Source organism: Bradyrhizobium sp. LTSPM299, assembly GCF_000938235.1.
Taxonomy (GTDB): domain Bacteria; phylum Pseudomonadota; class Alphaproteobacteria; order Rhizobiales; family Xanthobacteraceae; genus Bradyrhizobium.
Map to the genome: position 1 here is coordinate 1 of NZ_JYMU01000020.1, position 25,479 is coordinate 25,479.

Genomic DNA, 25,479 nt, shown 5'->3' on the forward strand with positions numbered 1-25,479 from the left:
TTGCTGGCCGATGCAGCCATCCCGTCGCAAGCAGCGCGACTTCTCGCACAGCCTGCTTCGCCGGGACGACGTCTTGATTGCTGCTGCGCCCTCTCCCGTTTCGACGAGTGAGATGGTAAGCAGCGCTTCCCTCCTCGTAGCCGGAAGCCGTCCCATGTCCACCGCCGTCTCTCCCCTCGCCCCGACTGACGTTCCCAACATGCCCGAGATCGCGGGCGTAACGCTTGCGACCGCTGCCGCCGGCATCCGCTACAAGGGGCGCACCGACGTGCTGCTGGCGCTCTTGGACAAGGGCACCACAGTGGCCGGCGTCTTCACCAAGTCGAAATGCCCGTCGGCGCCGGTCGAATGGTGCCGCGCCAAGCTGAAGGGCGGACAGGCAAGAGCGGTGGTGGTCAATTCCGGCAACGCCAACGCCTTCACCGGCAAGACCGGCAAGCACTCCACCGCGCTGACCGCGCAGATCGCGGCAAAGGCGGTCGGCTGCACCGCCGGCGAGATCTTCCTCGCCTCGACAGGCGTGATCGGCGAGCCGCTCGACGCCACCAAGTTCGACGGCGTGCTGGCGACGCTTGCCGAGGCAGCGACGCCCGACCACTGGATCGACGCGGCGAAGGCGATCATGACCACCGACACCTTCCCGAAAGTCGCGACCGCGACCGTGAAGCTCGGCAAGGCCAAGGTGACGATCAACGGCATGGCCAAGGGCGCCGGCATGATCATGCCCGACATGGCGACCATGCTGTCGTTCGTTTTCACCGACGCGCCGCTGTCATCAGCCGTGCTGCAATCGCTGCTCAAGGCCGGCGTCGAGGACACTTTCAACGCCATCACCATCGACAGCGACACCTCGACCTCGGATACGCTGCTGGCGTTTGCGACCGGCGCCGCAGCAGCCCATGGCGCGCCGAAGATCAGCCGCGCCAGCGACCCGCGGCTGAAGGCGTTCGCCAAGGCGTTCCACGACGTGCTCGCAAATCTGTCTGAACAAGTGGCGCGCGACGGCGAAGGCGCGCGCAAGCTGGTCGAGGTCATCGTCGAGGGCGCGACGACAAAACCGTCGGCGCGAAAAATCGCGATGTCGATCGCCAATTCGCCGCTGGTGAAGACCGCGATCGCCGGCGAGGACGCCAATTGGGGCCGCGTCGTGATGGCGGTCGGCAAGGCCGGCGAGCCCGCCAACCGCGACAAGCTCTCGATCTTCTTCAACGGCATCCGCGTCGCCAAGAGCGGCGCGCGCGATCCGTCCTACAACGAGAAGGAAGTCTCGGAAGCGATGAGGGCGCCGAAGATCCAGATCAAGGTCGCGCTCGGCCTCGGCAAGGGCCGCGACCGCGTGCTGACCTGCGATCTCACTAAGGAATATGTCGCGATCAACGGGGATTATCGTAGTTGATTCCGTCATTCCGGGATGTGCGTTAGCACCAGACCCGGAATCTCGAGATTCCGGGTTCTCGCTTCGCGAGCCCCGGAATGACGCCTTCGGCGTCAGCTCGAAATCCGCGCGTCGGCGACCGCCTTCTGGAACAGCGTGGTCATCGCATCCGAAATGCCCTGGGTCGGGCTGACCTCGAAATAGAAGCCAGGCGAGGCACAAGTCTGCATGTTCTGCGCGATCTGGCTGTTCGGCGAGGGACCGAAAGGACCTTGGTTGAACGGGTCGATCCAGTCCATGTACCAGAGGTTGGTCGGCAGCTTCAGATAGGTGGTGTAGAGCACGGCGATCTTGATCCCGCGATTTTTCAACGTGGTGCAGAGCGTCGGATCGATCGGCGACTGGCACCGCGGCGAGATATTGCCCCAATCCTTGTTGTACATGGTCTTGGAACAGGAGGCATTGTTTTCGTCGGCGACACCGTCGGACACGAAGAACAGATATTTCAGCGGCGCCGACGACGTACCGGCGCCCGGCGGACTGATCACGTTGTTGATGGCCGGAAGCACCGTGGAGAACGGCGTGTCCTTGTCGGCCGTATAGATGTCATTGTTGCCATAGACACCCATCAGGTCGATGTTACCGGCTGCGGTCTTGGCGCTCGACAGGCTTGCCGACAGCGCGAATAGCGCGCGCAGGCCGATGGTCGCCGAAGACGCGCCGAAATCGTAGATCGCCATCCGGAACTGGCTGGGATAGGTCGCGGTCGCCGACGCCGTATCCATCAACCGCTGGGTCGCGGTGCGCAGCACGTCGATCCGCGTCGTCACGCCGAGCGTCTTGGCAAGGTTATAGTAGTTGTTGGCGTTGTTGTAGTCGTGACAGGCGAAGGCGCACTGGTCGGGCGTGTTGTTGACCATCGTCGTCACATCGCTCGGCGTCGCCGCGACGCCCATCGACGGCGAATTGTCGAGCAGCAGATAGAAGTCGATGTAGAGCGGCATGTTGGCGGTCGAGGTCGACGTGCCCGTCACCGTGACCGTCTTGCTGCCCATCAGGCCGAGGAACATGGTCGAGACGGTGGCCGAGAACTGCACCGTCGACGTGAGGGCGCCGCCGCTCTTGGTGACGGCCGGCGTCGCGCTGCCGAGGGTGAAACCGCCCTGGTTGGCGACATAGCCGGTGAATATCTTCGTGGCGTCAGCGACGCCCGCCGGGACCGGGCCATCCGAGGTCATCGCACCGGCGGCGATAAAGCCGGGCGACGCCTTGGCGATCGATCCGACACTCGCGGCGTCTGCAGCGGACTGCAATTTGCTGCGGATCTGGTTGGCACGTGAATAGTCGATCGCGCATCCGACGGCGCCCAGCACCGGCACCGCGAGAAGGGCAAAGACAATCGCGACATTGCCGGAGCGATCGCGGCGAAAGCGGCGGAGGATCGACATCAAGGTGCGCATCGGATTTATGGGTGTATGGGTTTCTATCGGTATATGACCGTCCCTGACCCTGCCGTTGACGGATTAAAGGGAACTTATTGCGATCGCAGAAAGGCGAGCGGGAACAAAACGTTTTGCCCTGCCACGATTGCTGGTTAATGAAAGCTTGCCCCATTTCAGACAATGCGCATCACATGGCCGATATCAAACTAACCCTCGTCGTCGCCTGCGCGCTCGTCGATGCCGACAAGCGTGTGCTGCTGGCGCAGCGCCCCGAAGGCAAGGCACTCGCCGGCCTGTGGGAATTCCCGGGCGGCAAGCTCGAGCCCGGCGAGCGGCCGGAACAGACCTTGATCCGCGAACTGCACGAGGAGATTGGCATCACGGTGAGCGAGCCATGTCTGGCGCCGCTGACCTTTGCCAGCCACGCCTACGAGACCTTCCATCTGCTGATGCCGCTCTACATCTGCCGCCGCTGGGAGGGCATCGCGGTGGCGCGCGAAGGCCAGACCCTGGCCTGGGTCCGCGCCAACAAGCTGCGCGACTACCCGATGCCGCCGGCGGATATTCCGCTGCTGCCGCATCTGATCGATCTGTTGCTGTGATCTTTCTTCATCCTCCCCTGGAGGGGGAGGATCGATTCGCATGAAGCGAAGCGCAATGCGAACCGAGGTGGGGTGAAGGTCGCTCAGCTCAAACAGTGCCGTGTGGAGAGATCACCCCACCTCGCCGCTCATTTCATTCGCGTCGATCCTCCCCCTCCAGGGGAGGATGAAGCCTTCACCGCCGCTTCCAGACTCGCTCTTGCCGAGCCCGGCTTCAACGGCTTCGGCTGGCTGTCATGCGGCGCCCAGCCGGACAGCCAGACGATGTCGAAGGTGGCGCGGATGCGGCCGTCGGCATCGGCAAAGCGCTCAGTGTAGATTTGCGCCATCCGCAGCAGGGTGGCGCGGCGGGTCGGGGTGCGGCGGCGCTCGCGCAAGATGTTGGTCGCGCCCATGCGCCTTAAATCCTGCATCAGCGCGAATGCGCTGGCGTAGCGCACCACGACGCGATCGACATCGGTGACCGGCAGCGCGAAGCCGGCACGCTGCAACAGTGCACCGATATCGCGCAAATCAGCAAACGGTGCGACGCGCGGCGACGCGCCGCCCTCGCATTCGGCTTCCGCCGCGGCAAAACTCTGCCGAAGCTCGGTCAGCGTATCGCCGCCGAGCATCGCCGCAAGCAACAGCCCGTCGCCCTTCAGCGCGCGGCGGATTTGCGCCAGCACGCCGGGGAGATCGTTGACGAACTGCAGCGCCAGCGCCGAGACGACGAGGTCGAGAGATTCAGGTGATAGCCCGAGCGCCTCCGACGGATCGAACGCGATCCGGCGGATCGACCCGATACGTCCGCGCACCAGCTCCGTAAGCCCAGAGTCCGGCGTCCAGAGATCGGCCGCGTCAGCAAAGCTGCGCGACACCGCCTGCAGCCGGTCGGCCAAATCCTCGACGGCACGATCGAGCAGGAACGTCACCGCACCATCGCGCCGCGCGCGTTCAAGCCGCACGCCGAGCAGCGCGCGATCGAACAGGATGGGGGCCGTGCTGGGGTTCGAAACCATGCCGGTTGGTTACGCTGGACGATTGCTGCTGACAATCCGGCGCTTGAGCCCCACCCGTCCCGGCGCTAGCCTGATCCGACGGACGCCGAGGCATCACCGGCACGCTCGATCGCGAGCCATCTGCGCAGCGCGCCCGGCGTTGTCGGTGGCGCATGGCTGCGCACCACCCGCCTCGCGCTCGACATCGCGCTGCCGACGCTCTGCGTGTCGTGCCGCGAGCCGGTCGCCGGCGAGGGCGTCTGCGCGGAATGCTGGTCGAAACTGTCGTTCATCGCGCCGCCGTTTTGTCCGCGGCTCGGCATACCCTTCGTTTATGACCCCGGGCCCGAGCTGCTGTCGATGGAGGCGATCGCCCATCCGCCGGCCTACCAGCGCGCCCGCGCCGCGGTACGCTATGACGACGTCGCGCACACGCTGGTGCACGCACTGAAATACCAGGACCGCACCGATTTGGCGCCCGCGATGGGCCGCTGGATGGCGCGTGCGGGGAAGGATTTGCTAAACGGTGCCGATGCGCTGGTACCGGTTCCGCTGCATTGGCAGCGCGGCTGGAGCCGGCGCTACAACCAGTCCGGCGCGCTGGCCAGAGTGATCTCGCGCCAGAGCGGCGTCAGGATGGCCTCCGAGGCGCTCCGGCGCGTCCGTGCCACCGAGCAGCAGATCGGGCTGTCACGCCCGCAGCGCGCCAGCAGCGTCCAGGGCGCGTTCAAGGTGGCTGACGAGCGCAAATCAGATATCCAGGGCCGCCGAATCATCCTGGTCGACGACGTCCTGACCTCCGGTGCCACGATAGACGCCTGCGCGCGGGCGCTGCTACGGGCCAAAGCTGCGCAGGTCGACGTGCTGGTGTTCGCCCGGGTTGTCGAGAGCCACCGTGCTCCCATATAATCTGACATTCTGGTTCACCCGAGCGCACAGTGCATGACCGCTGCCATTGAAATCTACACCCGTCCGGGCTGCGGTTACTGCAGCGCGGCCAAATCGCTGCTGACACGCAAGCACGCTGAATTCACCGAACTCAACGTCGCCAGCAACCCATCCTATCGCGACGAGATGTACGGCCGCGCCGGTGCGGGTTCGACGTTCCCGCAGATCTTCATCGGCAAGACCCATATCGGCGGCTGCGACGAGCTCTACGCGCTCGACCGCGAGGGCAAGCTCGACGGCCTGTTGGCCAACGGAGGCGGCGCCTGATGAGCACGGACATGACATTCACCGCCGCCATGGTGCAGATGCGCACCGGGCTTCTCCCCGAGCCGAGCCTGGAGCAGGGCACGCGGCTGATCCACGAGGCGGCCGCGCAGGGCGCCGACTATGTACTGACGCCTGAAGTCAGCAACATGATGCAGCTCAACCGCAAGGCGCTGTTCGAGCATCTGGCCAGCGAAGAGGACGACAAATCGCTGAAAGCCTATCGCGCGCTCGCAGCTGAGCTGAAGATCCATCTCCATATCGGCTCGCTGGCGCTGCGCTTCTCACCGGAGAAGGCGGTGAACCGCTCGTTCCTGATCGGGCCCGACGGAAATTTGCTGGCGAGCTACGACAAGATCCACATGTTCGACATCGACCTGCCCGGCGGCGAGAGCTATCGCGAATCCGCCAACTACCAGCCGGGCGAGACCGCCGTGATCTCGGACCTGCCCTGGGGCCGGATCGGGCTGACGATCTGCTATGACGTGCGCTTCCCGGCGCTGTATCGCGCGCTGGCCGAGGCCGGCGCCTCGTTCCTCACTGTGCCCTCCGCCTTTACCCGCAAGACCGGCGAGGCGCACTGGCATACGCTGCTGCGCGCCCGCGCCATCGAGACCGGCTGCTTCGTGTTCGCAGCAGCCCAGGCCGGCCTGCACGAGAACAAGCGCGAGACTTTTGGGCACTCGCTGATCATCGACCCCTGGGGCGAGATCCTTGCTGAAGGCGACCTCGAGCCCGGCGTGTTCCTGGCGAAGATCGATCCCGCCAAGGTCGAGACCGCGCGCAAGACCATCCCGTCGCTGCAGCACGGACGACGCTTCGGCATCGCCGACCCCAAGGCCGGCCCGGAGCACCTGCACCTGGTCCGGGGCTCGGCATGATCCGCTACAATCTGCGATGCGAGACCGGCCACGAGTTCGAGAGCTGGTTCCAGAGTTCGTCGGCCTATGAATCGCAGGAGCGGCGCCACCTGATCAACTGCCCGGCCTGCGGTTCGGCCAAGGTCGAGCGCGCCATCATGGCCCCGCGCATCATCGGCAAGAAGGGCCGCGCGAAGGCGGCGCCTGAAATCGCGGCGCCGTCCGCCGAGGCGCCGGCCACCGAATCGACCTCGCTGATGATGGCGCAGGAACGCGAGCTGCGCGCCAAGCTGAAGGAATTGCGCGACCACATCGTAAAGAACGCCGACAATGTCGGCGAGCGGTTCCCGAACGAAGCACGCAAGATGCATTACGGCGATATCGAGCATCGGCCGATCTACGGCGAGGCCTCGCCCGACGAGGCACGTGCGCTGATCGACGAAGGCGTCGAGGTCTCGCCGCTGCCGACCCTGCCGGAAGACCGTAATTGACGTCAAGCTGGCAAGCCTGGGCGCTGCTTTCGGCGTTCTTCGCCGCGCTGACCGCGATCTTTGCCAAGGTCGGCGTCGAGGGCATCAACTCCGATCTCGCCACGCTGATCCGCACCGTGATCGTGCTGATCACACTGTCGGCGATCCTGTTCGCGACGGGGCAGTTCACGCAATCGGGACCGATCTCGGGCAAGACCTGGCTGTTCCTGTTGCTATCAGGGCTCGGCACCGGTGCGTCCTGGATCTGCTATTTCCGCGCGCTCAAGCTCGGCCCAGCCACGCTGGTGGCGCCGATCGACAAATTGAGCGTGGTGCTGGTGGCGCTGTTCGGCGTGGTGTTTTTGGGCGAACGCCCCTCGCTCTACGGATGGATCGGGATTGCGCTGATCTCGGCCGGCGCCGTGCTGATCGCGGCAAAAGGCTAATCATAGCGTTTTCGAGCGAGAGCCTGTCCCGGACTTGATCCGGGATGGGCACCGGTTCGCGTGAAGAAAACGCGTCAAAAAACTAAGCCGCAATCAACAGTGCAACGCCGACCACAATCAGGACAATGCCGGCGAGCTCGCGCAGCGAGAACGGATGCTTCAGCGAGAAATACGCCACGCCCTGCGCGAACAGCACCTCGAGCAGCGCCAGCGTGCGGACATTGGCCGCCGCCGTCAGCGCGAACGCCAAAAACCAGAACTGCGACGAGAACGCGCCCATGAAGCCGGCGAACATCGAGGGACGCCAGAGCCCGATGATTTTCCGCAGCACGTCGGGCGCGCGAAGCAAGAGATAGATCGACAGGATCAGTGTCTGGACAAACAGGCTCCACACCAGCGTGTAGGAGGCCGCCGTCACGAACGAGACATCAGGCACGGCAATGATCGCGCCGCGAAAACTCACCGCCGAGAGCGCGAACACGGCGGCAGCACCGAGGCCGAGCACCGTCGGGCGCAGATCGGCGTAGCTCTTATTGCCGCCGGGCCGCAGCGCCGTGACGACGACGCCGACGGTTGCGATCACGATCGCGATCACCTTGGCCGTGGTCAGGTGATCGCCGAGGAAGATGAAACCGAAGATCGCGGTCTGGATCGCCTCGGTCTTCATGTAGGCCGTGGTCACCACGAAGGAGCGGTCGTTCATCGCCAGCAGCATGAACCCGGTGCCGACGATCTGGCTCAGTGCGCCGAGCACCAGCCACGGCCAGAACGACTGTGACGGCCACGGCACATGATCGCCGGTGGCGATCACGGCAATCGCGAAGAACACCACCGCGAACGGCAGGCCGAACAGGAAGCGGATGTTGGTCGCGCCCCAGGTCCCGAGCGGCCCCGTCAGGTGCCGCTGCATCGCATTGCGCGCCACCTGCCCGAACGCGGCAACGATGGTGAAGGGAATCCAGAGCGAAGCGATCGTGAGCATGTGCGAAAGGAGGGCCGGCGGCGCGGGAGTATGCGCGCACCGTGCCGGGCTCGGTGCAGTCGGTCAACCCGAGCGTCGCATGGCAGGACTGCAATCGGCTCCGCTGTCTCGATCTAAGAAGTCATTCGGCCCGCCGTTGATGGCGGGCCGATGTAGCGAGCCGTCACGATCAGTCGACGCGCCGCCAAACCGAAATTGGCGTGTCGCCGTTCGACCTGGGTGGCACGCGATAGCTCAACTCGTTGGCCTTCAGCTCGTAGAGCCGCACCTGTTCGGTGCCTTCCCAGTTGGGGAAAGATGCTTTCGAGATATGGAAATCCAGAGTTCCCTTCACGGGATCGACGTCGAGCTTGCCGAAATGCGAGCTGACGCCCAGCACGGCCGCCCGGTATTCGGCCTCCGTCGCCTTCAGCTTGTCCCCTGTTGCAAAGGGCCTTCGCTCGCTATCGAAAATCTGCAGCGAATAACGTCCGTCGGCGTCGATGAACAACATGCCCCTGGGTGAAGGCCCGTAATCGTGTCCCCGGCTGCCATCGCCATGCAGCACGTCGGCGGCGACCAGGGTCCAGGTGCCTGCGAGGGTTGCTGCGGCGTCGCCGCCGGCTGCTTGAACATGAGATGACGGCAGCGCCGCGATCATGCACGGCAGAGCAATGCAAATAGTCTTCACCAACGCGCGGAGTTTCATGCAACGGCCTTTCCATATCCTGATTGATCCCCTCGGTGACGATAGGGATCTGACCACGCAATAAAATGCCGTTATTCTTATGCGAGCCTTCAGAAAAACCGATGGGAGTTGCGCCGCCTTATCGACGGCGTCTTCCAGTCGTCACGGCACGATGCCGGCCTGACCAATTTGCGTTTTGGCGAGGTAGTCCTCCAGCGTCTTTCTTATGATCGACCGCATCTGCAGCATTGCCGGCTCAAGCGTTCGACCGGCATCATGCAGACAAGCCTCGAGCGAGGACGCCGGCACAGGCGGCAATCCGGCCGTGCCGGGGAGCGCGCGCAATTGATCCGGCAACGCGACGGCGGTTCGCAGCGTCACCCCCAAGCCGGCTTCGACCGCGGCCCAAAGCCCGGGCAAGCTCGGGCTGCTAAACGCGATACGCCAGGCCATGCCGGCTTGATCGAGCGCGGCAATGGCGCGCTGGCGGAAGAAACATGGCGCCTCATACACCGCGAGCGGCACCGGCTCGCCCGCGCCCCAGACCGGTCCGGCCGAGGCGGAGCCGATCCAGACGACAGGCAAGGTCGCCACCGGCTGCGCATCGGCACGCGCCGGGTTGTCGAGTGCTAGGACGAGGTCGAGGTCTCCGTTGTCCAGTTGCTCCAATAGCCGCCGGTTGCGATCGACCACGGCCTCGATCCGGATCGCCGGATAGGCTTGCTTGAAATCGCTGAGCGCTGCCGGCAGCCACACGTCTGCAAAATCGGCAGGCAGTCCGAAACGGACGACGCCTTCGACGGCCTGGTCGCGCACGGCCACGACAGCCTCGTCGTTGATATCCAGGATACGATGGGCATAGGTCAACATGACCTCGCCGGCGTTGGTCAGAGCCAACCCGCGGCCCTGTTTGACGAACAGCGGTTGGCCGACCTGCTCTTCAAGCTTGCGGATCTGCTGGCTGACGGCCGATTGCGAGCGCCCGATTTTGTCGGCGGCACGACTGAAGCTGCCCAGGCGATGTGCCGTGATCAGCGTTCGCAGCACGTCCATATCGAGATTTACATGGCCCATCGTGACGGTTCTTCGATAGGGAGACTGATCGCCTGGGTCGATCAGACGTCCTCCGCCACCACCATGTAATTCACGTCCATGTCGGACGAGATGCTCCATTTGTCGGCGAGCGGATTGTAGACCACGCCGGCCTGCTCGGTGATGGTCAGGCTGACATCGGCGAGATAGCGCTCGAGCTCGGCGGGGGTGACGAACTTGCTCCACTCATGGGTGCCGCGCGGCAGCCAGCGCAGCACATATTCGGCGCCGACGATCGCCAGCGCAAAGCTTTTCCAGTTGCGGTTCAGCGTCGAGACCACCATCAGCCCGCCGGGCTTGAGCATCGCCGCGCAGCGCTTGAGGAAGGCGCCGACATCGACGACGTGCTCGACCACCTCCATCGCCAGCACGATGTCGAAGCGCTCGCGCACGTCCATCTCTTCCAGCGTCGTGCAGCGGTAGTCGATCGACAGATGCCCTTTGTCGGCATGCAGTTTCGCTGCGGCGATATTGCTGGCGGAGGGATCGATTCCGATCACCTGGGCCCCTAACCGCGTGAACGGTTCGCACAACAGCCCGGCGCCGCAGCCGATGTCGAGTATGCGCAAGCCGGACAGGCAGCTCAGGCTCTTGGCGTTGCGCTCGAACTTGCGGCAGGCGGCATCGCGGATATAGGTCAGCCGCAACGGATTGATCTTGTGCAGCGGCGCCATCTTGCCGCGCGGATCCCACCATTCGTCCGACAGTTTCGAGAATTTGGCGATTTCGGCCGGATCGACCGAGCTGGCCGAGGAACTGGCGGAGGAATTGGCAGAAGAACTGGAAAGACTTGTCTGCATGGCCATGGTTGCGCGCACCCCTATCGCGCGGTGATCGAACTGCGGAACGCCAGCGGCGAGGCGATGGTGCGGATATTCTCGAAGCCCTCGCCGACGCCGCGGATGGTGACGTCGCCGTAGTTCAGGAGGCGCCCTAAGATGCTCTGGTTGACGTCGACGCTCTCGACCTTGTCGAGACTCATCTCGAAGGTCCGCCGCTTGATGAATCCGGTTTTGTGCACGACGCGAAGATTGGTCACGTCGGTCTCGGTGGTCCAGCGGTGGAACCAGGCCGTGGCGGACCAGTACAGGGCTGCGATGGCCACCACCGCGGCAGAGGCAAGGCACGCCAGCGTGAGGCTGTCCACCGTCACCATGCGCGAGGCGATCAAAAGTGCCACCGCCACGATCCAGGCCACGATGGCCGGCCAATAGAAGACCCAGTGCGCATTGGTGGAATACAGCACCTTTTCGCCAGGCTGCAGGATATCGTCGATATAACGCCCCATACCATCCGCCTCGAGTTACCGCCGCGCCACAGCCCGCCCATAACTGGCCGAAAGACCCCCGAAAGCCCCGCAAGAGACCCCCAGGAGACCTACAGGAGACCTACAGGAACCGGCTTGCCCCCGGGCGCTGCGCTATGTATACGCGCGTTTCGGTGCCTGCGCTTGCGGTTTTCGGCGCGGGTTGCCCTACTTATCCTCTTAAGGGAACAGACGCGTCGTCATGGGCCGCCTCGTGATGAAATTCGGCGGTACGTCCGTCGCCAATATCGATCGCATCCGCAACGTCGCGCAGCATGTGAAGCGCGAGGTCGACGCCGGCCACGAGGTCGCCGTCGTGGTCTCGGCGATGTCCGGCAAGACCAACGAGCTGGTCGCATGGTGCACCGACGCCTCGCCGATGCATGATGCGCGCGAGTATGACGCGATCGTCGCCTCCGGCGAACAGGTCACTTCCGGCCTGCTCGCGATCGTGCTGCAGGGCATCGGCATCCAGGCGCGCTCCTGGCAGGGCTGGCAGATCCCGATCAAGACCTCCGACGCCCACGCCTCGGCGCGCATCCTCGACATCGACGGCACCGAGATCATCGGCCGATTCAAGGACCGCAAGGAAGTCGCCGTGATCGCCGGCTTCCAGGGCATCAACCCGCAGACCGGCCGCATCACCACGCTCGGCCGCGGCGGCTCCGACACCTCGGCGGTGGCGATCGCAGCCGCCCTGCATGCCGACCGCTGCGACATCTATACCGACGTCGACGGCGTCTACACCACCGACCCGCGGGTGGTGCCGAAGGCGCGCCGGCTCGACCGGATCGCGTTCGAAGACATGCTGGAACTGGCCTCGCAGGGCGCCAAGGTGCTGCAGGTCCGTTCGGTGGAACTCGGCATGGTGCACAACATGCCGATCTTCGTCCGCTCCAGCTTCGACAAGCCTGAGGATATCGACCCGCACGCCAACCAGCCGCCGGGCACGCTGATCTGCAGCGAGGAGGAAATCATGGAAAGCCACGTCGTCACCGGCATCGCCTTCTCCAAGGACGAAGCCCAGATCTCCGTGCGCCAGATCGAAGACAAGCCGGGCGTCGCCGCCTCGATCTTCGGGCCGCTGGCGGATGCCAATATCAATGTCGACATGATCGTGCAGAACGTGTCGGAGGACGGCAAGACCACCGACCTCACCTTCACCGTCCCGGCCACCGACTACAACCGCGCCAAGGATACCATTACCTCCTCCAAGGCGAAGATCGGCTATCAGCGGCTCGACACTGCGACCGATGTCGCCAAGGTCTCGGTGATCGGCAGCGGCATGCGCAGCCATGCCGGCGTCGCGGCAAAGGCCTTCAAGGCGCTGTCGGAGCGCAATATCAACATCCGCGCCATCACCACCTCCGAGATCAAGTTCTCGGTGCTGATCGACGCTGCCTACACCGAACTCGCGGTGCGGACGCTGCACACGCTGTACGGGCTCGATCAGGCGTAAAGCGTCTCTCTCCTTCGTCATTCCGGGGCTCGCGAAGCGAGAGCCCGGAATCCATCCCACTGCCTGGCTTGTGGCCCGATGGATTCCGGGCTCGCGCCAAGAGGCGCGCCCCGGAATGACGAGGAGATAGGCCCCAGCCTCACGGTCGGAGCAAGCGGTCTCCTGCAACCGCACTCCAGAGTTAGAATTTCTCTTAGCGGTCGCAGCATTGTGCTGACGCAGACGTTATTTGCTACTGGCAGGCGTTTTGCTTGGCAAAGCAAGTCTCGATTGGCTATACGGCCAGTCAGGTGGGCTGCCGCAAACTGTGCGACAGTTTTGGCGATCCTGATTCGGCGGAGAACGGCGCTTGCGGCAACGCCGAATCAGTAAAATTGTCGGGTTTGATGCGTTTTGCGCCAGCGGCCGGTCCTTCGGTGCGCCGGCTCGGCGGGGGAGGCCTTAGAGATATGCGGAGCGCGTCGGGAGGCCCCCGCGTCCTGTTGAGACGGCTCCGCGAAACCATGGCGGAGCAAGTCTCCGCCCAGGAACGCCTCGACAAGATCGTGGTGCTGATCGCCGCCAACATGGTGGCCGAGGTCTGCTCGACTTATGTGCTGCGGGTCGACACCACGCTCGAATTATATGCCACCGAGGGACTGAACCGCGACGCCGTGCACCGCACTGTGCTGAGCGCGCATGAAGGCCTTGTCGGCCTCGTCGCCAGCGAGGCGACGCCGCTGAATCTTTCCGACGCGCAGAGCCATCCGGCGTTCTCCTACCGCCCGGAGACCGGCGAAGAAATCTACCACTCGTTCCTCGGCGTGCCGATCCTGCGCGCCGGCAACACGCTCGGCGTGCTGGTGGTGCAGAATCGCGCCAAGCGCACCTATGTCGAGGAAGAGGTCGAGGCGCTGCAGACCACCGCCATGGTGCTGGCGGAGATGATCGCCTCCGGCGAGCTCGCCGCGCTGGCGCAGCCCGGCGCGGAGCCGGCGGCACGGCACTCGCTGCACAAAACCGGCGCAGTCCTCTCCGACGGCATCGCGCTCGGCCATGTCGTTCTGCACGAGCCGCGTGTCGTCATCACCAATTACATCGCCGAAGACCTGCCGAAGGAAATCAAGCGGCTCGACACCGCGCTGGCGAACCTCCGCGCCGATCTCGACCGCATGCTGGAGCGCGGCGACGTCGCCGAAGGCGGCGAGCACCGTGAGGTGCTGGAAGCCTACCGCATGTTCGCCAACGACCAGGGCTGGTCGCACAAGCTGCACGAAGCGGTCGCCACCGGCCTCACCGCGGAGGCCGCGGTCGAACGCGTGCAGTCGGACACCCGCGCGCGCATGCTGCGCTCGACCGATCAATATCTGCGTGACCGCCTGCACGATCTCGAGGATCTCGGCCATCGCCTGATGCGGCAGCTGGTCGGCCAGAACCACGCGCCGTCGCGCGAGCAATTGCCCGACAACGCCATCCTGATCGCCCGCGCGATGGGCCCGGCCGCGCTGCTCGACTATGACCGCACGCGGCTGCGCGGCCTTGTGCTCGAGGAAGGCACCGCGAACTCCCACGTCTCGATCGTGGCGCGCGCGCTCGGCATTCCCGCGGTCGGCGAGATACCGAATGCGCCTGGTATCGCCGATCCCGGCGATGCCATCATCGTCGACGGCACCTCGGGCGAGATTTATATCCGTCCCTCGGCCGAGATCGAATCGGCCTATGCCGAGCGCGTCCGTTTCCGCGCGCGGCGGCAGGCGCAATATTCGGAGCTGCGCGACAAGCCCTGCGTGACCAAGGACGGCCAGGGAATCGAGCTTCTGATCAATGCCGGCCTGACCATCGACCTGCCGCATATCGACGACACCGGCAGCGCCGGCATCGGCCTGTTCCGCACTGAATTGCAGTTCATGGTGAGCCCGAGCCTGCCGCGCTCCAGCGACCAGCTTCAGCTCTACCGCACCGTACTCGATGCGGCCGGCGCAAAGCCCGTCACCTTCCGCACGCTCGACATCGGCGGCGACAAGGCGCTGCCCTATATGGAGACCGTGGTCGAGGAAAATCCCGCGCTCGGCTGGCGCGCGATCCGCCTCGGCCTCGACCGTCCCGGCCTGCTGCGCGGCCAGATCCGCGCGCTGCTGCGCGCCGGCGGCGGCCGCGCGCTGAAGATCATGTTCCCGATGATCTCCGAGGTCGCCGAATTCGACCAGGCCAAGGCGATCGTCGAACGCGAGCTGACCTATCTGCGCCAGCACGGCCACGCGCTGCCCGAGCGCATCGACATCGGCACCATGGTGGAAGTGCCGGCGCTGCTGTACCAGCTCGACGAGCTCCTCAAGAAAGTCGACTTCGTCTCGGTCGGCTCGAACGATCTGTTCCAGTTCCTGTTCGCGGTCGACCGCGGCAACGCCAAGGTCTCCGAACGCTTCGACATCATGTCGGCGCCGATCATGCGCGCCCTGCGCGACATCGTGCGCAAGGCGCAGGCCGCGAAGAAAACCGCTTCGCTGTGCGGCGAGATGGCGTCGAAGCCGATCGGCGCGCTGGCGCTGATTGCGCTCGGCTATCGCTCGCTGTCGCTGTCAGCGACCGCGCACGGCCCGGTCAAGGCGATGATCCTCGACCTCGACGCCAAAAAGGCCGCGGCGATGATCGAGCCGCTGCTCGATGCGCCGTCCGGCAGCGTGTCGATTCGCGAGCAACTGACGAAATTTGCGGAAGCCGAAGGTCTGGCCTTGTAGCGACGCTCTCGTCGCGTCAGCCACCTTGCGTCCTCTGCAAACCGAGAACCTGCCATGCTACCCGAAGCCAAACTCGACATCCTGCTCGCCCACCATGCCTCGCTGGAGGCCGAGCTGCTCGGCCAGGTGAACTCCGAGCGCTACGTTGCGATCACGCGCGAGCTTGCCGAGCTCAATCCGCTGATCGATGCGGTGAAGGCTTATCGCGCTGCGCGCAGCGAGCTTGCCGACACCGAGGCGCTGCTGACGGATCCAGCGGTCGATCCCGAAATGCGCAGCATGGCGGAAGCCGAGCTCGAAACCCTGCAGGCGCGCATCGACGAGCTCGGGCAGAAGATCCGCGTCGCGCTGTTGCCCAAGGACGCCATGGACGACCGCAACGTGGTGCTGGAAATCCGCGCCGGCACCGGCGGCGACGAGGCCTCGCTGTTCGCCGGCGACCTGTTCCGGATGTATGAGCGCTTCGCTGCCTTGCAGGGCTGGAAGGTCGAGGTGATCTCGGCGAGCGAAGGCACCGTCGGCGGCTACAAGGAAATCATCGCCGAGGTGCGGGGCCGCGGCGCCTTCGCGAAGTTGAAATTCGAATCCGGCGTGCACCGGGTGCAGCGTGTGCCCGATACCGAGACGCAAGGCCGCATCCATACCTCGGCCGCAACGGTCGCGGTGCTGCCGGAGGTCGAGGATGTCGACGTCGACATCAAGAGCGACGATTTGCGGATTGAAACCATGCGGGCGCAGGGCGCAGGCGGCCAGCATGTCAACAAGACCGAATCGGCGATCCGCATCACCCACATTCCGACCGGCATCGTCGTGATGATGCAGGACAGCCGCTCGCAGCACAAGAATCGGGCGTCGGCGATGAACATCCTGCGCTCGCGCATCTATGACGCCGAGCAGCAACGCATCGACGCCGTGCGTTCGGCCGACCGCAAGGAGAAGGTCGGCTCCGGCGACCGCAGCGAGCGGATCCGCACCTATAACTTCCCGCAAGGCCGCGTCACCGACCACCGCATCAACCTGACGCTCTACAAATTGCCGCAGGTGATCGCGGGCGAGGCGATCGGCGAACTGATCGACGCGCTCACCACCGAACACCAGGCCGCGCAGCTTGCGGCACAAGGTGCGGCCGCGTGAGCCAAACGGTCGAAGCCATCAGGCGCGCGCTCACCGCGCGTCTCCAGGCTGCTGGCAACGACTCCGCCGAACTCGATGCGCGGCTTCTGGTCGGCGCGGCCCTCGATCTCGACCTGACCGGCATGATCATTTCGGCGAATCGCACCCTGACCGCGGCCGAATTGGACCACCTGGAAGCCCTGGCGCAGCGCCGTCTCGCCGGCGAGCCGGTGGCGCGCATTCTCGGGATGAGGGAATTCTGGGGACTGCCGCTAAAACTCTCCGCTGCGACGCTGGTGCCGCGGCCCGATACCGAGACGGTGGTCGAGCGCGCGCTGGAGCTATTGCGCGCCGACCGCGCGATCGATCGTCCGCTGCGGTTGGCCGATCTTGGCACCGGCTCCGGCGCGATCTTGCTGGCGCTATTATCCGAACTGCCCAACGCACGGGGCTTCGGCACCGACATTTCGACAGACGCCCTTGCGATGGCACGCGAGAACGCCGCGCGGCTCGGGCTCGCCGATCGTGCGATGTTTATCGCCTGCGATTACGCCGCTGGCCTGTCCGGCCCCCTGGACCTGATCGTCTCGAATCCACCCTATATCCGCTCCGCCGACATCGCCGGTCTCGCCACCGAGGTGCGCGTCCATGACCCGCGCGCGGCGCTCGACGGCGGCGCCGACGGGCTCGATGCCTACCGGGCGCTGATCGCGCAGTCCGCCGGCCTGCTGGCCCCCAACGGCGTCCTCGTCGTGGAGGCCGGCCAGGGCCAGAGCGGGGACATTGACGCCTTGATGACGGCAGCCGGGTTAACCACAACCGGGCTGCCAAGAGCCGACCTGACGGGCATCCCAAGGGCGGTTTCCGCCCGCCGGTTGCCCCGATAAAGTCCTATTGGAACGCAAAAAAACCTCTTGGAATATCCCCCGGGAACGACTACGTTCCGGCCACAACATCGGTGCTGGCCCCGTAGCGAACGGGTGATGACCAGGGTTCTCGAGCGAGAGCCCGCCGATCAAAAGGTTCCAAACCGCAGGTCACATTGAGCGCAATAGCCGGAGCTGTGCTGCTCTCGACCGCCAAGCGAACGAAAGCCTGTAATTGCGCTTGAAGACTTATGCGAGAGAACTGGGCCTGTCTTGACGGGCGGAATGATTTGGTCGCCGGCGAGACCCGCTGGCGGTTGGGGAACGCGTCATTGTTGAACGCGACTTTGCTGAACGAGATGGTCGGCGACATCGAAGCCAATTTGGACGGTACGACGATTCCGCACGCATAACTGCGCGCCGAAGCGAACGAGGCTATGAACTGATAACTTCAGGGCTGGAATAAAGGCGACATATGAGAAACGGTCAGAACAACAAGCGCATGCGCAACCGGAACAATAATAGCAATAATAACAACAACAATAATAATAACCGACGCGGCCAGAATCCCCTGACACGGGTGTACGAATCGAACGGACCCGATATCAAGATCCGCGGCACTGCCTCGCACGTTGCCGAAAAATACGTTCAGCTCGCTCGCGATGCGCGCTCCTCCGGCGACCCGGTCGCCGCCGAGAACTACTACCAGCACGCCGAACATTATTACCGGATCATTGCCACCGCTCAGGAGCAATTCCGACAGAATCAGCAACCGCCGCGTCCCGACGGCGAGGTGACACAGTCCGACGACGGCGATGACGATAGCGACGGCTATTCGAACTTCGGCCAGGAGCCGGGCTTCGTGCCGCAGCAGCCGCAGCCCTACGTGCGCGAAAACGGCCAGCAGATCTACCAGCGCGACCAACAGCCGCCGCGCGAGCACCAGCCGCGTGACCACCAACCGCGTGAGCAGCAGCCGCGCGAGCACCGCGAACGCGAGCATCGTCCGCAGCCGCAGTATCAGGCGCCGCAGCCGCCGAATCAGCCGCAGCCGGTGCTGGCCGATGCCGGCGGTGTCGATCGCCTGCCGTCCTTCATCACCGGCGGCGCGCAGCCCCCGGTCAGTGGCGCCTTTGAAGGCACTGGCGGCGCTGAACGCAGCGAGCGTGGTGAGCGCTTCCCGCGCCGTCGCCGCCGTCCAAACGGCCCGCGTCCAGAACTGGCCACGCAGCCTGCGCCGAGCGATGACTTCAATCCCGGCAACGAATAAGGCTTCGGATCAATCCTGAAGAAAAGGGCGGGCGCCGCGGGCGACCCGCCCTTTTTGATTCTGTTATCCGCGTCTCGACGACGGCACCAGCACCGGCTGCAGCGACGGGATCAGCCGCGTGCGCTCGCGATGCGCGGGGATCGCGCGGTAGACCTGCTTGCTCGCTTCGACGATATGCACGCCGGCGAACGGCAGTGAAAGCGCCGCACCGACCCGCTCCCACGCCATCGCCGAACGCAGGAACCAGCCGCCGGCGACCGGTGGCACGAACAGCGCCTCGCTCCACGAGGTCGGCGTGAACCAGGTCTGCCGCAGCAATTGCGTGATCTGCCCGCGCGAATAGGGCCGGCCGTGACCGAACGGCGTGGCATCGGTGCGCGTCCACACGCCACGCCTGTTCGGGATCACCGCGATCAGCCGCCCCGACGGCGCCAGCACGCGCCAGACCTCGCGCAACAGCCGCTCCGGATCGTCGGACATTTCCAGCGCATGCACCAGCAGCACGCGGTCGACCGCGGCATCCTGTAGCGGCATCGAGAATTCATCGATCAGGGTCGCCAGCGCCGGCCGGCCGGTCGGCCATTTCAGCACCCCCTGGGCCGCCGGCATGAAGGCGATGCAGCGCTCGCAAGACTCGCGGAACAGGCCGAGATAGGGCGTCGGATAGCCGAGCCCAAGCACCCGCAGGCCCTCCGCATTGGGCCATCGCGCACGGATGCCACGGTTGATCAGCTGCCGGGCCACGATGCCGAGGCGTTGCGAATAGAAGTCCCGCAGGTCGATGACGTCCATAAATCCCAACCTAACATGCCGCCGGAGGCCGCGGCGCGCGGAAATTTGCGTTGCCGCATGAGCGTTAACGCCATATTTCACACCTATATTGGGCGCGTTAACGCCCGTCCTTTTGTTCGTGGAGATAACATGGCCGCCGAAATTCGCACCTTCACCTGCCTGACCGACAATTTCGGTTACCTGATCCACGATCCCGCGACCAAGGCGACGGCATCGATCGACGCACCCGAGGCAGGCCCGATCGTCAAGGCGCTGGAGCGCGAGGGTTGGACGCTGACCGACATCCTGATCACGCATCACCATGGCGACCATGTCGGCGGCGTCGCCGAGCTGAAGCAGAAATACGGCTGCCGCGTCGTCGCGCCGCACGACAAGTCGGCCAAGATCGCCAATGTCGACCTGCGCGCCGCCAATGCCGACGTGATCAAGGTCGGCAGTCTTTTGGCGCGGGTGGTGGAGACGCCCGGCCACACCCTCGACCACATCTCCTACGTGTTCGATGGCGAGAAGGCAGTGTTTGCCGCCGACACGCTGTTCTCGATCGGATGCGGGCGGGTGTTTGAAGGCAATTATCCCATGATGTGGGATTCGCTGTTGAAGCTGCGCGCGCTGCCGGACGACTTCCGGCTCTATTGCGGCCACGAGTACACCGCCTCGAACGTCAAGTTCGCGCTATCAGTCGAAGCAGACAATCCGGCGTTGCAGGCGCGCGCGGAGGAAGTGGCAAAACTGCGTGCCGAGAGCAAGCCGACGATCCCCGTGCTGCTCGGTGACGAGAAGAAGGCCAACGTGTTCCTGCGCGCCGACGAACCCTCCGTCGCCGCCAAGCTGCACATGAAGGGCGCCGACCCGGCCGCGGTGTTCGGCGAACTGCGCGAGCGCAAGAACAAGTCCTGATGCCACAGCTCTCCGCTGCCGAGATCATCGCGCGGCTCGAACTGAAGCCGCATCCGGAAGGCGGGCACTATCGCGAGACATTTCGCGACACAAGCTGCGACGCCAACGGGCGGGCGCGCTCGACCGCGATCTATTTCCTGCTGGCACGCGGCGAGCGTTCGCACTGGCACCGCATCGATGCAGTCGAGACCTGGCACTACTACGCCGGCGCGCCGCTCACGCTCGGGATCGCGGATGACGACGGGCAGTGGAAATTCATGCTCGGCCCTGACATCGCCGTGGGCGAGCAGCCGCAGGCGGTCGTGCCCGCCGATACCTGGCAATCCGCCGAGAGCACCGGCGACTGGACGCTGGTCGGCTGCACGGTGGCGCCAGGATTCGCGTTCGCGAATTTCGAGCTGGCACCGAAGGGCTGGGAGCCCTCTTCGTAGCGGCCCTTTTCGTAGGATGGGTCGAGCGAAGCGATACCCATCCTACATTCTTTTTCGCAACACCATGTCTTTTGCCGCGATTAGACCGCCGCCGGCGATCAGGATCGCGGCAATCGCGATGTTGGCGCTGGGTTTGGCGAAGCCGGCGAGAATCAGGAACGCGGTCGACAGCAGCGGCGTGGCATAGGACGCCGCACCGAGCACGCGGATGTCGCCGCGCTTCATGCCGATGTCCCAGGCGAAGAACGCGGCGCCGACCGGGCCGATGCCGAGCGCGATCACCGCAAGCCATTGCAGCGGGCTCGCGGGCCAGACCGTGCTCTCCACCAGCATGTGTACGAGCGCGGCGAGCACCGCAGTCGCCAGACAGAAGCCCGCCACCGCATCGGTTGGTACCAACTTGAGCCGGCGTGACATCACCGAGTAGGCCGCCCAGATAAAGGCGGCGACGAAGGCCGCGGCGAACCCTGGGATCTGGCCCTGCGTGAAGCTGCCGGTGTTACCGGCGAGCAGCAACACCGTTCCGACAAGGCCGAGCACGGCGCCGATGATGTGATGCGCGGCGAGCCGCTCGCCCGGCAGGAGCGACGAGAACAGCACGATCAACAGCGGCCAGAGATAGTTCAGTAGCCCGGCTTCCGCCGGCGGCGCATAGCGCAGCGAGAGGAAATACAGCGCGTGATAGCCGAACAGCCCGCCGACCCCGACGGCCCAGGCGATGGGCGGCTGCTTCAACGCGCTGAAGGCGGACGGACGAAACAGGAAGCTCGCAAACGCAACCGCGGCGGCGATCGCGAATGTCATGGCGGCAAGCTGAAACGCCGGGATCTTGCCGGTCGCAACCGTCATGACAGACAGCAGCGACCACATCAGGATAGCAGTCAGTCCAACGAGGGTGGCGGTGCGGGAGGTCATTTGAAATTATTCCGTCATGGCCGGGCGCAGCCGTCCGAAGGACGGCGTCGCTTCCGCTCGCCTATGTCCCGGCCATCCACGTCTTCTCGCGCCCGAGTTATAAGACGTGGATGCCCGGCACAAGGCCGGGCATGACGATCTCTCAAATAACCGAGTTCAGATCACGTCACGCGTGATACTGGCCGCCATTGATGGTCAGCGTCGAGCCAGTGATGAAGCCGGCATCGTCGGCGGCGAGGAAGACCACCGCGCGCGCGATCTCCTCGGGTTCGCCGAGGCGGTTGACCGGAATCTGCGGGATCACGTTTTTCTCGAGCACGTCCTTCGGCACCGCCTGCACCATCTCGGTGTTGATGTAGCCCGGGCAGATCACGTTCACGGTGATGCCGGCCTTGGCGTTCTCGAGCGCGAGCGCCTTGGTGAAGCCGATATCGCCGGCCTTCGCCGCGGAATAGTTGACCTGTCCGAACTGGCCCTTCTGGCCGTTGATCGAGGAGATCGAGACGACGCGGCCGAACTTGCGGGCGCGCATGCCCTCGATCACCTGGCGCGTCATGTTGAACAGCGAGCCGAGATTGGTGTTGATCACCGAAGTCCACTGCTCGAGCGTCATCTTGTGGAAGGCGCCATCCTTGGTGATGCCGGCATTGTTGACGAGCACGTCGACCGGGCCGAGATCGGCCTCGACCTGCTTGACGCCGGCCGCACAGGCGTCGAACGAGGAGACATCCCATTTGTAGACGGGAATGCCGGTCTCCGCCTTGAACTTCTCCGCGGCGGCGTCATTGCCGGCGTAGCTCGCCGCCACCTTGTAGCCCGCCGCTTTCAGCGCCTTGCTGATCGCCGCTCCGATGCCCCGCGTTCCGCCCGTCACCAATGCAACACGTGCCATGTCCGTCTCCTCCTTGGCCGTCTTTTATGACCGGAATAGCTCCGGTCTTTGCACTCACTGCAGTCACTCGCACTTGCAAAAACAAAAATGCCCGGCGCGAAGCCGGGCATCTTGTTTATCAGCTCGCGCCGCGGTTGACAGATGATCTTTTCATCACCTAACCCGCCTCGCTGCCTTTTGTTCAGTCGCGTGCAACGCACATAGCGATGCCCATGCCGCCGCCGATGCACAGCGTGGCAAGGCCCTTCTTGGCGTCGCGCTTCTGCATCTCGTGCAGCAGCGTCACCAGCACGCGCGCGCCGGATGCGCCGACCGGATGGCCGATCGCGATCGCACCGCCATTGACGTTGACCTTTGCCGGATCCCAGCCGAGGTCCTTGTTGACCGCGCAGGCCTGTGCCGCGAACGCCTCATTGGCCTCGATCAGATCGAGGTCGGCGATATTCCAGCCGGCTTTCTTCAGCGCGGTGCGGGACGCCGGGATCGGCCCGGTGCCCATGATCTTGGGATCGACGCCGGCCTGGCCCCACGAGACGATGCGCGCGAGCACCTTCTTGCCCTGCCTGGCGGCTTCCTTGGCGGTCATCAGCACCACGACGGCGGCGCCGTCATTGATGCCCGAGGCGTTGCCGGCGGTCACGGTGCCGTCCTTCTCGAAGGCCGCGCGGAGCTTGCCCATCGCCTCGACGGTGGCGCCATGGCGGGGATATTCGTCGGTATCGACCACGATGTCGCCCTTGCGCGACTTGAGGGTGACCGGGACGATCTCGTCCTTGAACCGGCCGGCCTTCTGCGCGGCCTCCGCCTTGTTCTGCGAAGCGACGGCGAACTCATCCTGCTGCGACCGGGTGATCTGGTACTGCTTCGCAACGTTCTCGGCGGTGTTGCCCATGTGGTAGCCGTTGAAGGCATCCCACAGGCCGTCCCTGATCATGGTGTCGATCAGCTCGAGGCCGCCCATCTTGACGCCGCCGCGCAGATATTGCGCGTGCGGGGCCATGCTCATCGATTCCTGGCCGCCGGCGACGACGACAGAGGAATCGCCGTTGAGCAGCGCCTGATAGCCGAGTGCGACCGTGCGCAGGCCCGAGCCGCAGAGCTGGTTGACGCCCCAGGCCGGGCTCTCCACCGGGATGCCGGCGTTGATCGACGCCTGGCGGGCCGGGTTCTGGCCCTGCGCCGCGGTCAGGATCTGGCCCATGATGACTTCAGAGACTTGACCCGGCTCGACGCCCGCGCGCTCCAGCGCCGCCTTGATGACGATCGCGCCAAGATCATGCGCCGGGGTGGTGGCGAACGCGCCGTTGAAGCTGCCGACCGGGGTGCGGGCGGCGCTGACGATGACGACATCGTCTGACATGGACATCTCCTGTTGGTTTTAAGCTTGAGTTTCTCGACGGCGGGCGGCCGGTTGGCGGGCCTGTCTCTTGGTTGCGTATCCTGTAAACCTCATTGAGGCATGTCAATCGAACTGTGCTGCAAATCGCGACGCGACGCACTCAAAATGACGCTATTGGCAGTTTCCTCAGCAATACCTATGCTTTGGAATTAACCGTGGCGCACAAAACGGTAGCCGAGCCGCTTTGAAAATGCTTACCTTTGTTGCGATGCGTTGCATTTAGCCCTGCGGCGATGCCGTCGGGTTCCAGGTCCTTCGGTGTTGAAGTGAGAGCCCATGGCAAAATCTGACCAACCGACCACGATCAAGAAATACGCGAACCGGCGGCTCTATAATACCGGTACGAGCACGTACGTGACGCTCGAGGATCTCGCGGCGATGGTGAAGGAAGGCGAGGATTTCCTCGTTTACGACGCCAAGACCGGCGACGACATCACCCGATCGGTGCTGGCGCAGATCATCTTCGAACAGGAGAACAAGGCGGGGCAGAATCTGCTGCCGACCACGTTCCTGCGGCAGCTGATCCGCTTCTATGGCGACAGCATGCAGATGGTGGTGCCGAAGTTTCTCGAACAATCGATCGCGACGCTGACCAGTGAGCAGGAGAAGTTTCGCAAGCAGATCGCGGGCGCCCTGAGCGGAACGCCATTTGCACCGCTGGAAGAACAGGTTCGCCGCAACATGGAGCTGTTCCAGCAGACCTTCTCGATGTTCAAGCCGTTCGTGCCGCAGCGCGTCGGCACCGAGCTGGAGAAGGTGGCGGAGCCTGCGGCGGAAGACGACAAGATCGACGATCTGCGCCGCCAGATGAAGGACATGCAGGAACGCCTCGAACGCATGTCGCAGCCGGTCAAGAAGGACGAGTAGTTCTCGTCCTTATCGTCGCCCCGGCGAAGGCCGGGGCCCATAACCACGAATGTTGATTGGTTGAACGAGGCGTCTGCCAGATTGCCTTACTGAGAAGCCGCGGCGTATGGGTCCCGGCCTTCCAGGCTGTGTGAAAACCTGATCGGCTATTGTTGTCGGGATCGGGCTTTGATTCGAGGTTATGATGGCGCATGTGACGGGCCAGTCGCGGTATCAAACGACGCTTTTTCCTGAGGTTCTGGACGAGGTGGTGGGGCGCGACGATCCGGTTCGGGTGATCGATGCGTTTGTAGATACGCTGGCTCTTGCGGAGTTGGGATTTTCGAAGGCTGCGGCCGAGGAACTGGGTCGGCCGCCCTATGCGCCGGGCGACCTGCTGAAGCTTTACATTTACGGCTATTTGCACCGGGTGCGGGCGAGCCGTCGG

General features: G+C 64.5%; 27 protein-coding genes. 16 read left to right on the forward strand and 11 right to left on the reverse strand.

The window, feature by feature from the left end:
* Positions 1–154 precede the first annotated feature (154 nt).
* Positions 155–1,396 carry a bifunctional glutamate N-acetyltransferase/amino-acid acetyltransferase ArgJ gene (gene argJ / locus UP10_RS13690; protein ID WP_044587873.1) on the forward strand — a complete coding sequence of 414 codons (1,242 nt, stop codon included), beginning with the start codon at positions 155–157 and terminating at the stop codon, positions 1,394–1,396.
* 92 nt (positions 1,397–1,488) lie between these two features.
* Here argJ and UP10_RS13695 read toward each other — a convergent pair whose 3' ends face one another.
* The gene (locus tag UP10_RS13695; RefSeq protein ID WP_044587874.1) at positions 1,489–2,835 is read right to left on the reverse strand and encodes a TadE/TadG family type IV pilus assembly protein; all 1,347 of its coding nucleotides are present in this window, start codon (positions 2,833–2,835) and stop codon (positions 1,489–1,491) included.
* A gap of 173 nt (positions 2,836–3,008) precedes the next feature.
* On the opposite strand from UP10_RS13695, the gene UP10_RS13700 reads away from it, so the two are divergent.
* The gene (locus UP10_RS13700) at positions 3,009–3,419 is read left to right on the forward strand and encodes a (deoxy)nucleoside triphosphate pyrophosphohydrolase (RefSeq protein WP_044536318.1); all 411 of its coding nucleotides are present in this window, start codon (positions 3,009–3,011) and stop codon (positions 3,417–3,419) included.
* Positions 3,420–3,547: 128 nt separating this feature from the next.
* On the opposite strand, the gene UP10_RS13705 is transcribed toward UP10_RS13700, so the two are convergent.
* Positions 3,548–4,420, reverse strand: a complete 873-nt coding sequence (locus tag UP10_RS13705) for a methyltransferase domain-containing protein (RefSeq protein WP_044587875.1) — start codon at positions 4,418–4,420, stop codon at positions 3,548–3,550.
* Positions 4,421–4,528: 108 nt separating this feature from the next.
* On the opposite strand from UP10_RS13705, the gene UP10_RS13710 reads away from it, so the two are divergent.
* Genes UP10_RS13710 through UP10_RS13730 form a run of 5 tightly spaced genes read left to right on the forward strand, consistent with a single transcriptional unit; the run spans position 4,529 to position 7,387 of the window.
* A complete protein-coding gene (locus UP10_RS13710; RefSeq protein WP_044587876.1) occupies positions 4,529–5,308 on the forward strand; it encodes a ComF family protein in 780 nt (259 codons plus the stop codon).
* Between the two features lie 33 nt (positions 5,309–5,341).
* A complete protein-coding gene (grxC, locus tag UP10_RS13715; RefSeq protein ID WP_044587877.1) occupies positions 5,342–5,614 on the forward strand; it encodes a glutaredoxin 3 in 273 nt (90 codons plus the stop codon).
* The gene (locus tag UP10_RS13720; RefSeq protein WP_044587878.1) at positions 5,614–6,492 is read left to right on the forward strand and encodes a carbon-nitrogen hydrolase family protein; all 879 of its coding nucleotides are present in this window, start codon (positions 5,614–5,616) and stop codon (positions 6,490–6,492) included. The genes grxC and UP10_RS13720 overlap by 1 nt, the downstream gene beginning before the upstream one ends.
* Complete coding sequence (locus tag UP10_RS13725) at positions 6,489–6,962, forward strand: DUF1178 family protein (RefSeq protein ID WP_044587879.1); 474 nt, start codon at positions 6,489–6,491, stop codon at positions 6,960–6,962. Before UP10_RS13720 ends, UP10_RS13725 begins: the two co-directional genes overlap by 4 nt.
* On the forward strand, positions 6,959–7,387 hold the full coding sequence (locus UP10_RS13730; protein ID WP_044587880.1) for an EamA family transporter: 429 nt from the start codon (positions 6,959–6,961) through the stop codon (positions 7,385–7,387). The genes UP10_RS13725 and UP10_RS13730 overlap by 4 nt, the downstream gene beginning before the upstream one ends.
* An 82-nt stretch (positions 7,388–7,469) precedes the next feature.
* Here UP10_RS13730 and UP10_RS13735 read toward each other — a convergent pair whose 3' ends face one another.
* The 5 genes from UP10_RS13735 to UP10_RS13755 all read right to left on the reverse strand — a co-directional run bounded on the left by UP10_RS13735 (position 7,470) and on the right by UP10_RS13755 (position 11,416).
* The gene (locus tag UP10_RS13735) at positions 7,470–8,369 is read right to left on the reverse strand and encodes an EamA family transporter (protein WP_044587881.1); all 900 of its coding nucleotides are present in this window, start codon (positions 8,367–8,369) and stop codon (positions 7,470–7,472) included.
* Positions 8,370–8,538: 169 nt separating this feature from the next.
* The gene (locus UP10_RS13740) at positions 8,539–9,009 is read right to left on the reverse strand and encodes a lipocalin-like domain-containing protein (RefSeq protein ID WP_197086806.1); all 471 of its coding nucleotides are present in this window, start codon (positions 9,007–9,009) and stop codon (positions 8,539–8,541) included.
* Positions 9,010–9,198: 189 nt separating this feature from the next.
* A complete protein-coding gene (locus UP10_RS13745; RefSeq protein ID WP_044587883.1) occupies positions 9,199–10,110 on the reverse strand; it encodes a LysR substrate-binding domain-containing protein in 912 nt (303 codons plus the stop codon).
* A gap of 41 nt (positions 10,111–10,151) precedes the next feature.
* Positions 10,152–10,934 carry a bifunctional 2-polyprenyl-6-hydroxyphenol methylase/3-demethylubiquinol 3-O-methyltransferase UbiG gene (ubiG, locus tag UP10_RS13750; RefSeq protein WP_044587884.1) on the reverse strand — a complete coding sequence of 261 codons (783 nt, stop codon included), beginning with the start codon at positions 10,932–10,934 and terminating at the stop codon, positions 10,152–10,154.
* Between the two features lie 14 nt (positions 10,935–10,948).
* Positions 10,949–11,416: a PH domain-containing protein gene (locus tag UP10_RS13755; RefSeq protein ID WP_044587885.1), complete on the reverse strand. Its 468-nt coding sequence runs from the start codon at positions 11,414–11,416 to the stop codon at positions 10,949–10,951.
* 220 nt (positions 11,417–11,636) lie between these two features.
* Here UP10_RS13755 and UP10_RS13760 point away from each other — a divergent pair, with 220 nt between their 5' ends.
* From UP10_RS13760 to UP10_RS13780, 5 genes are all read left to right on the forward strand, one after another.
* Entirely contained in the window at positions 11,637–12,893 is a 1,257-nt protein-coding gene (locus tag UP10_RS13760) for an aspartate kinase (RefSeq protein ID WP_044536307.1), read from the forward strand.
* A 449-nt stretch (positions 12,894–13,342) separates the two neighbouring features.
* Positions 13,343–15,610, forward strand: a complete 2,268-nt coding sequence (gene ptsP / locus UP10_RS13765; RefSeq protein ID WP_044587886.1) for a phosphoenolpyruvate--protein phosphotransferase — start codon at positions 13,343–13,345, stop codon at positions 15,608–15,610.
* Positions 15,611–15,664: 54 nt separating this feature from the next.
* Positions 15,665–16,744, forward strand: a complete 1,080-nt coding sequence (gene prfA, locus UP10_RS13770; protein WP_044587887.1) for a peptide chain release factor 1 — start codon at positions 15,665–15,667, stop codon at positions 16,742–16,744.
* On the forward strand, positions 16,741–17,610 hold the full coding sequence (gene prmC / locus UP10_RS13775; RefSeq protein ID WP_044587888.1) for a peptide chain release factor N(5)-glutamine methyltransferase: 870 nt from the start codon (positions 16,741–16,743) through the stop codon (positions 17,608–17,610). The genes prfA and prmC overlap by 4 nt, the downstream gene beginning before the upstream one ends.
* 454 nt (positions 17,611–18,064) lie before the next feature.
* Positions 18,065–18,859: a DUF4167 domain-containing protein gene (locus UP10_RS13780; protein WP_044587889.1), complete on the forward strand. Its 795-nt coding sequence runs from the start codon at positions 18,065–18,067 to the stop codon at positions 18,857–18,859.
* Between the two features lie 63 nt (positions 18,860–18,922).
* Here the strand turns inward: UP10_RS13780 and UP10_RS13785 are convergent, their stop codons facing one another.
* On the reverse strand, positions 18,923–19,651 hold the full coding sequence (locus tag UP10_RS13785; protein WP_044587890.1) for a methyltransferase domain-containing protein: 729 nt from the start codon (positions 19,649–19,651) through the stop codon (positions 18,923–18,925).
* Positions 19,652–19,780: 129 nt separating this feature from the next.
* Between UP10_RS13785 and gloB the strand changes: the two genes are divergently transcribed.
* Positions 19,781–20,548: a hydroxyacylglutathione hydrolase gene (gene gloB / locus UP10_RS13790; protein WP_044587891.1), complete on the forward strand. Its 768-nt coding sequence runs from the start codon at positions 19,781–19,783 to the stop codon at positions 20,546–20,548.
* Entirely contained in the window at positions 20,548–20,979 is a 432-nt protein-coding gene (locus UP10_RS13795; RefSeq protein ID WP_044587892.1) for a cupin domain-containing protein, read from the forward strand. Before gloB ends, UP10_RS13795 begins: the two co-directional genes overlap by 1 nt.
* A 42-nt stretch (positions 20,980–21,021) precedes the next feature.
* On the opposite strand, the gene yddG is transcribed toward UP10_RS13795, so the two are convergent.
* The 3 genes from yddG to UP10_RS13810 all read right to left on the reverse strand — a co-directional run bounded on the left by yddG (position 21,022) and on the right by UP10_RS13810 (position 24,146).
* Positions 21,022–21,894 carry an aromatic amino acid exporter YddG gene (yddG, locus tag UP10_RS13800; protein WP_044587893.1) on the reverse strand — a complete coding sequence of 291 codons (873 nt, stop codon included), beginning with the start codon at positions 21,892–21,894 and terminating at the stop codon, positions 21,022–21,024.
* A gap of 166 nt (positions 21,895–22,060) precedes the next feature.
* Positions 22,061–22,786, reverse strand: coding sequence for an acetoacetyl-CoA reductase (phbB, locus tag UP10_RS13805; RefSeq protein WP_044587894.1), 726 nt, complete (start codon positions 22,784–22,786; stop codon positions 22,061–22,063).
* Between the two features lie 181 nt (positions 22,787–22,967).
* Entirely contained in the window at positions 22,968–24,146 is a 1,179-nt protein-coding gene (locus UP10_RS13810) for an acetyl-CoA C-acetyltransferase (RefSeq protein ID WP_044587895.1), read from the reverse strand.
* Positions 24,147–24,461: 315 nt separating this feature from the next.
* Between UP10_RS13810 and phaR the strand changes: the two genes are divergently transcribed.
* A complete protein-coding gene (phaR, locus tag UP10_RS13815; RefSeq protein ID WP_044536297.1) occupies positions 24,462–25,052 on the forward strand; it encodes a polyhydroxyalkanoate synthesis repressor PhaR in 591 nt (196 codons plus the stop codon).
* A gap of 184 nt (positions 25,053–25,236) precedes the next feature.
* On the forward strand, positions 25,237–25,479 hold a 243-nt coding region (locus UP10_RS13820; RefSeq protein ID WP_502692175.1), incomplete at its 3' end, for a transposase.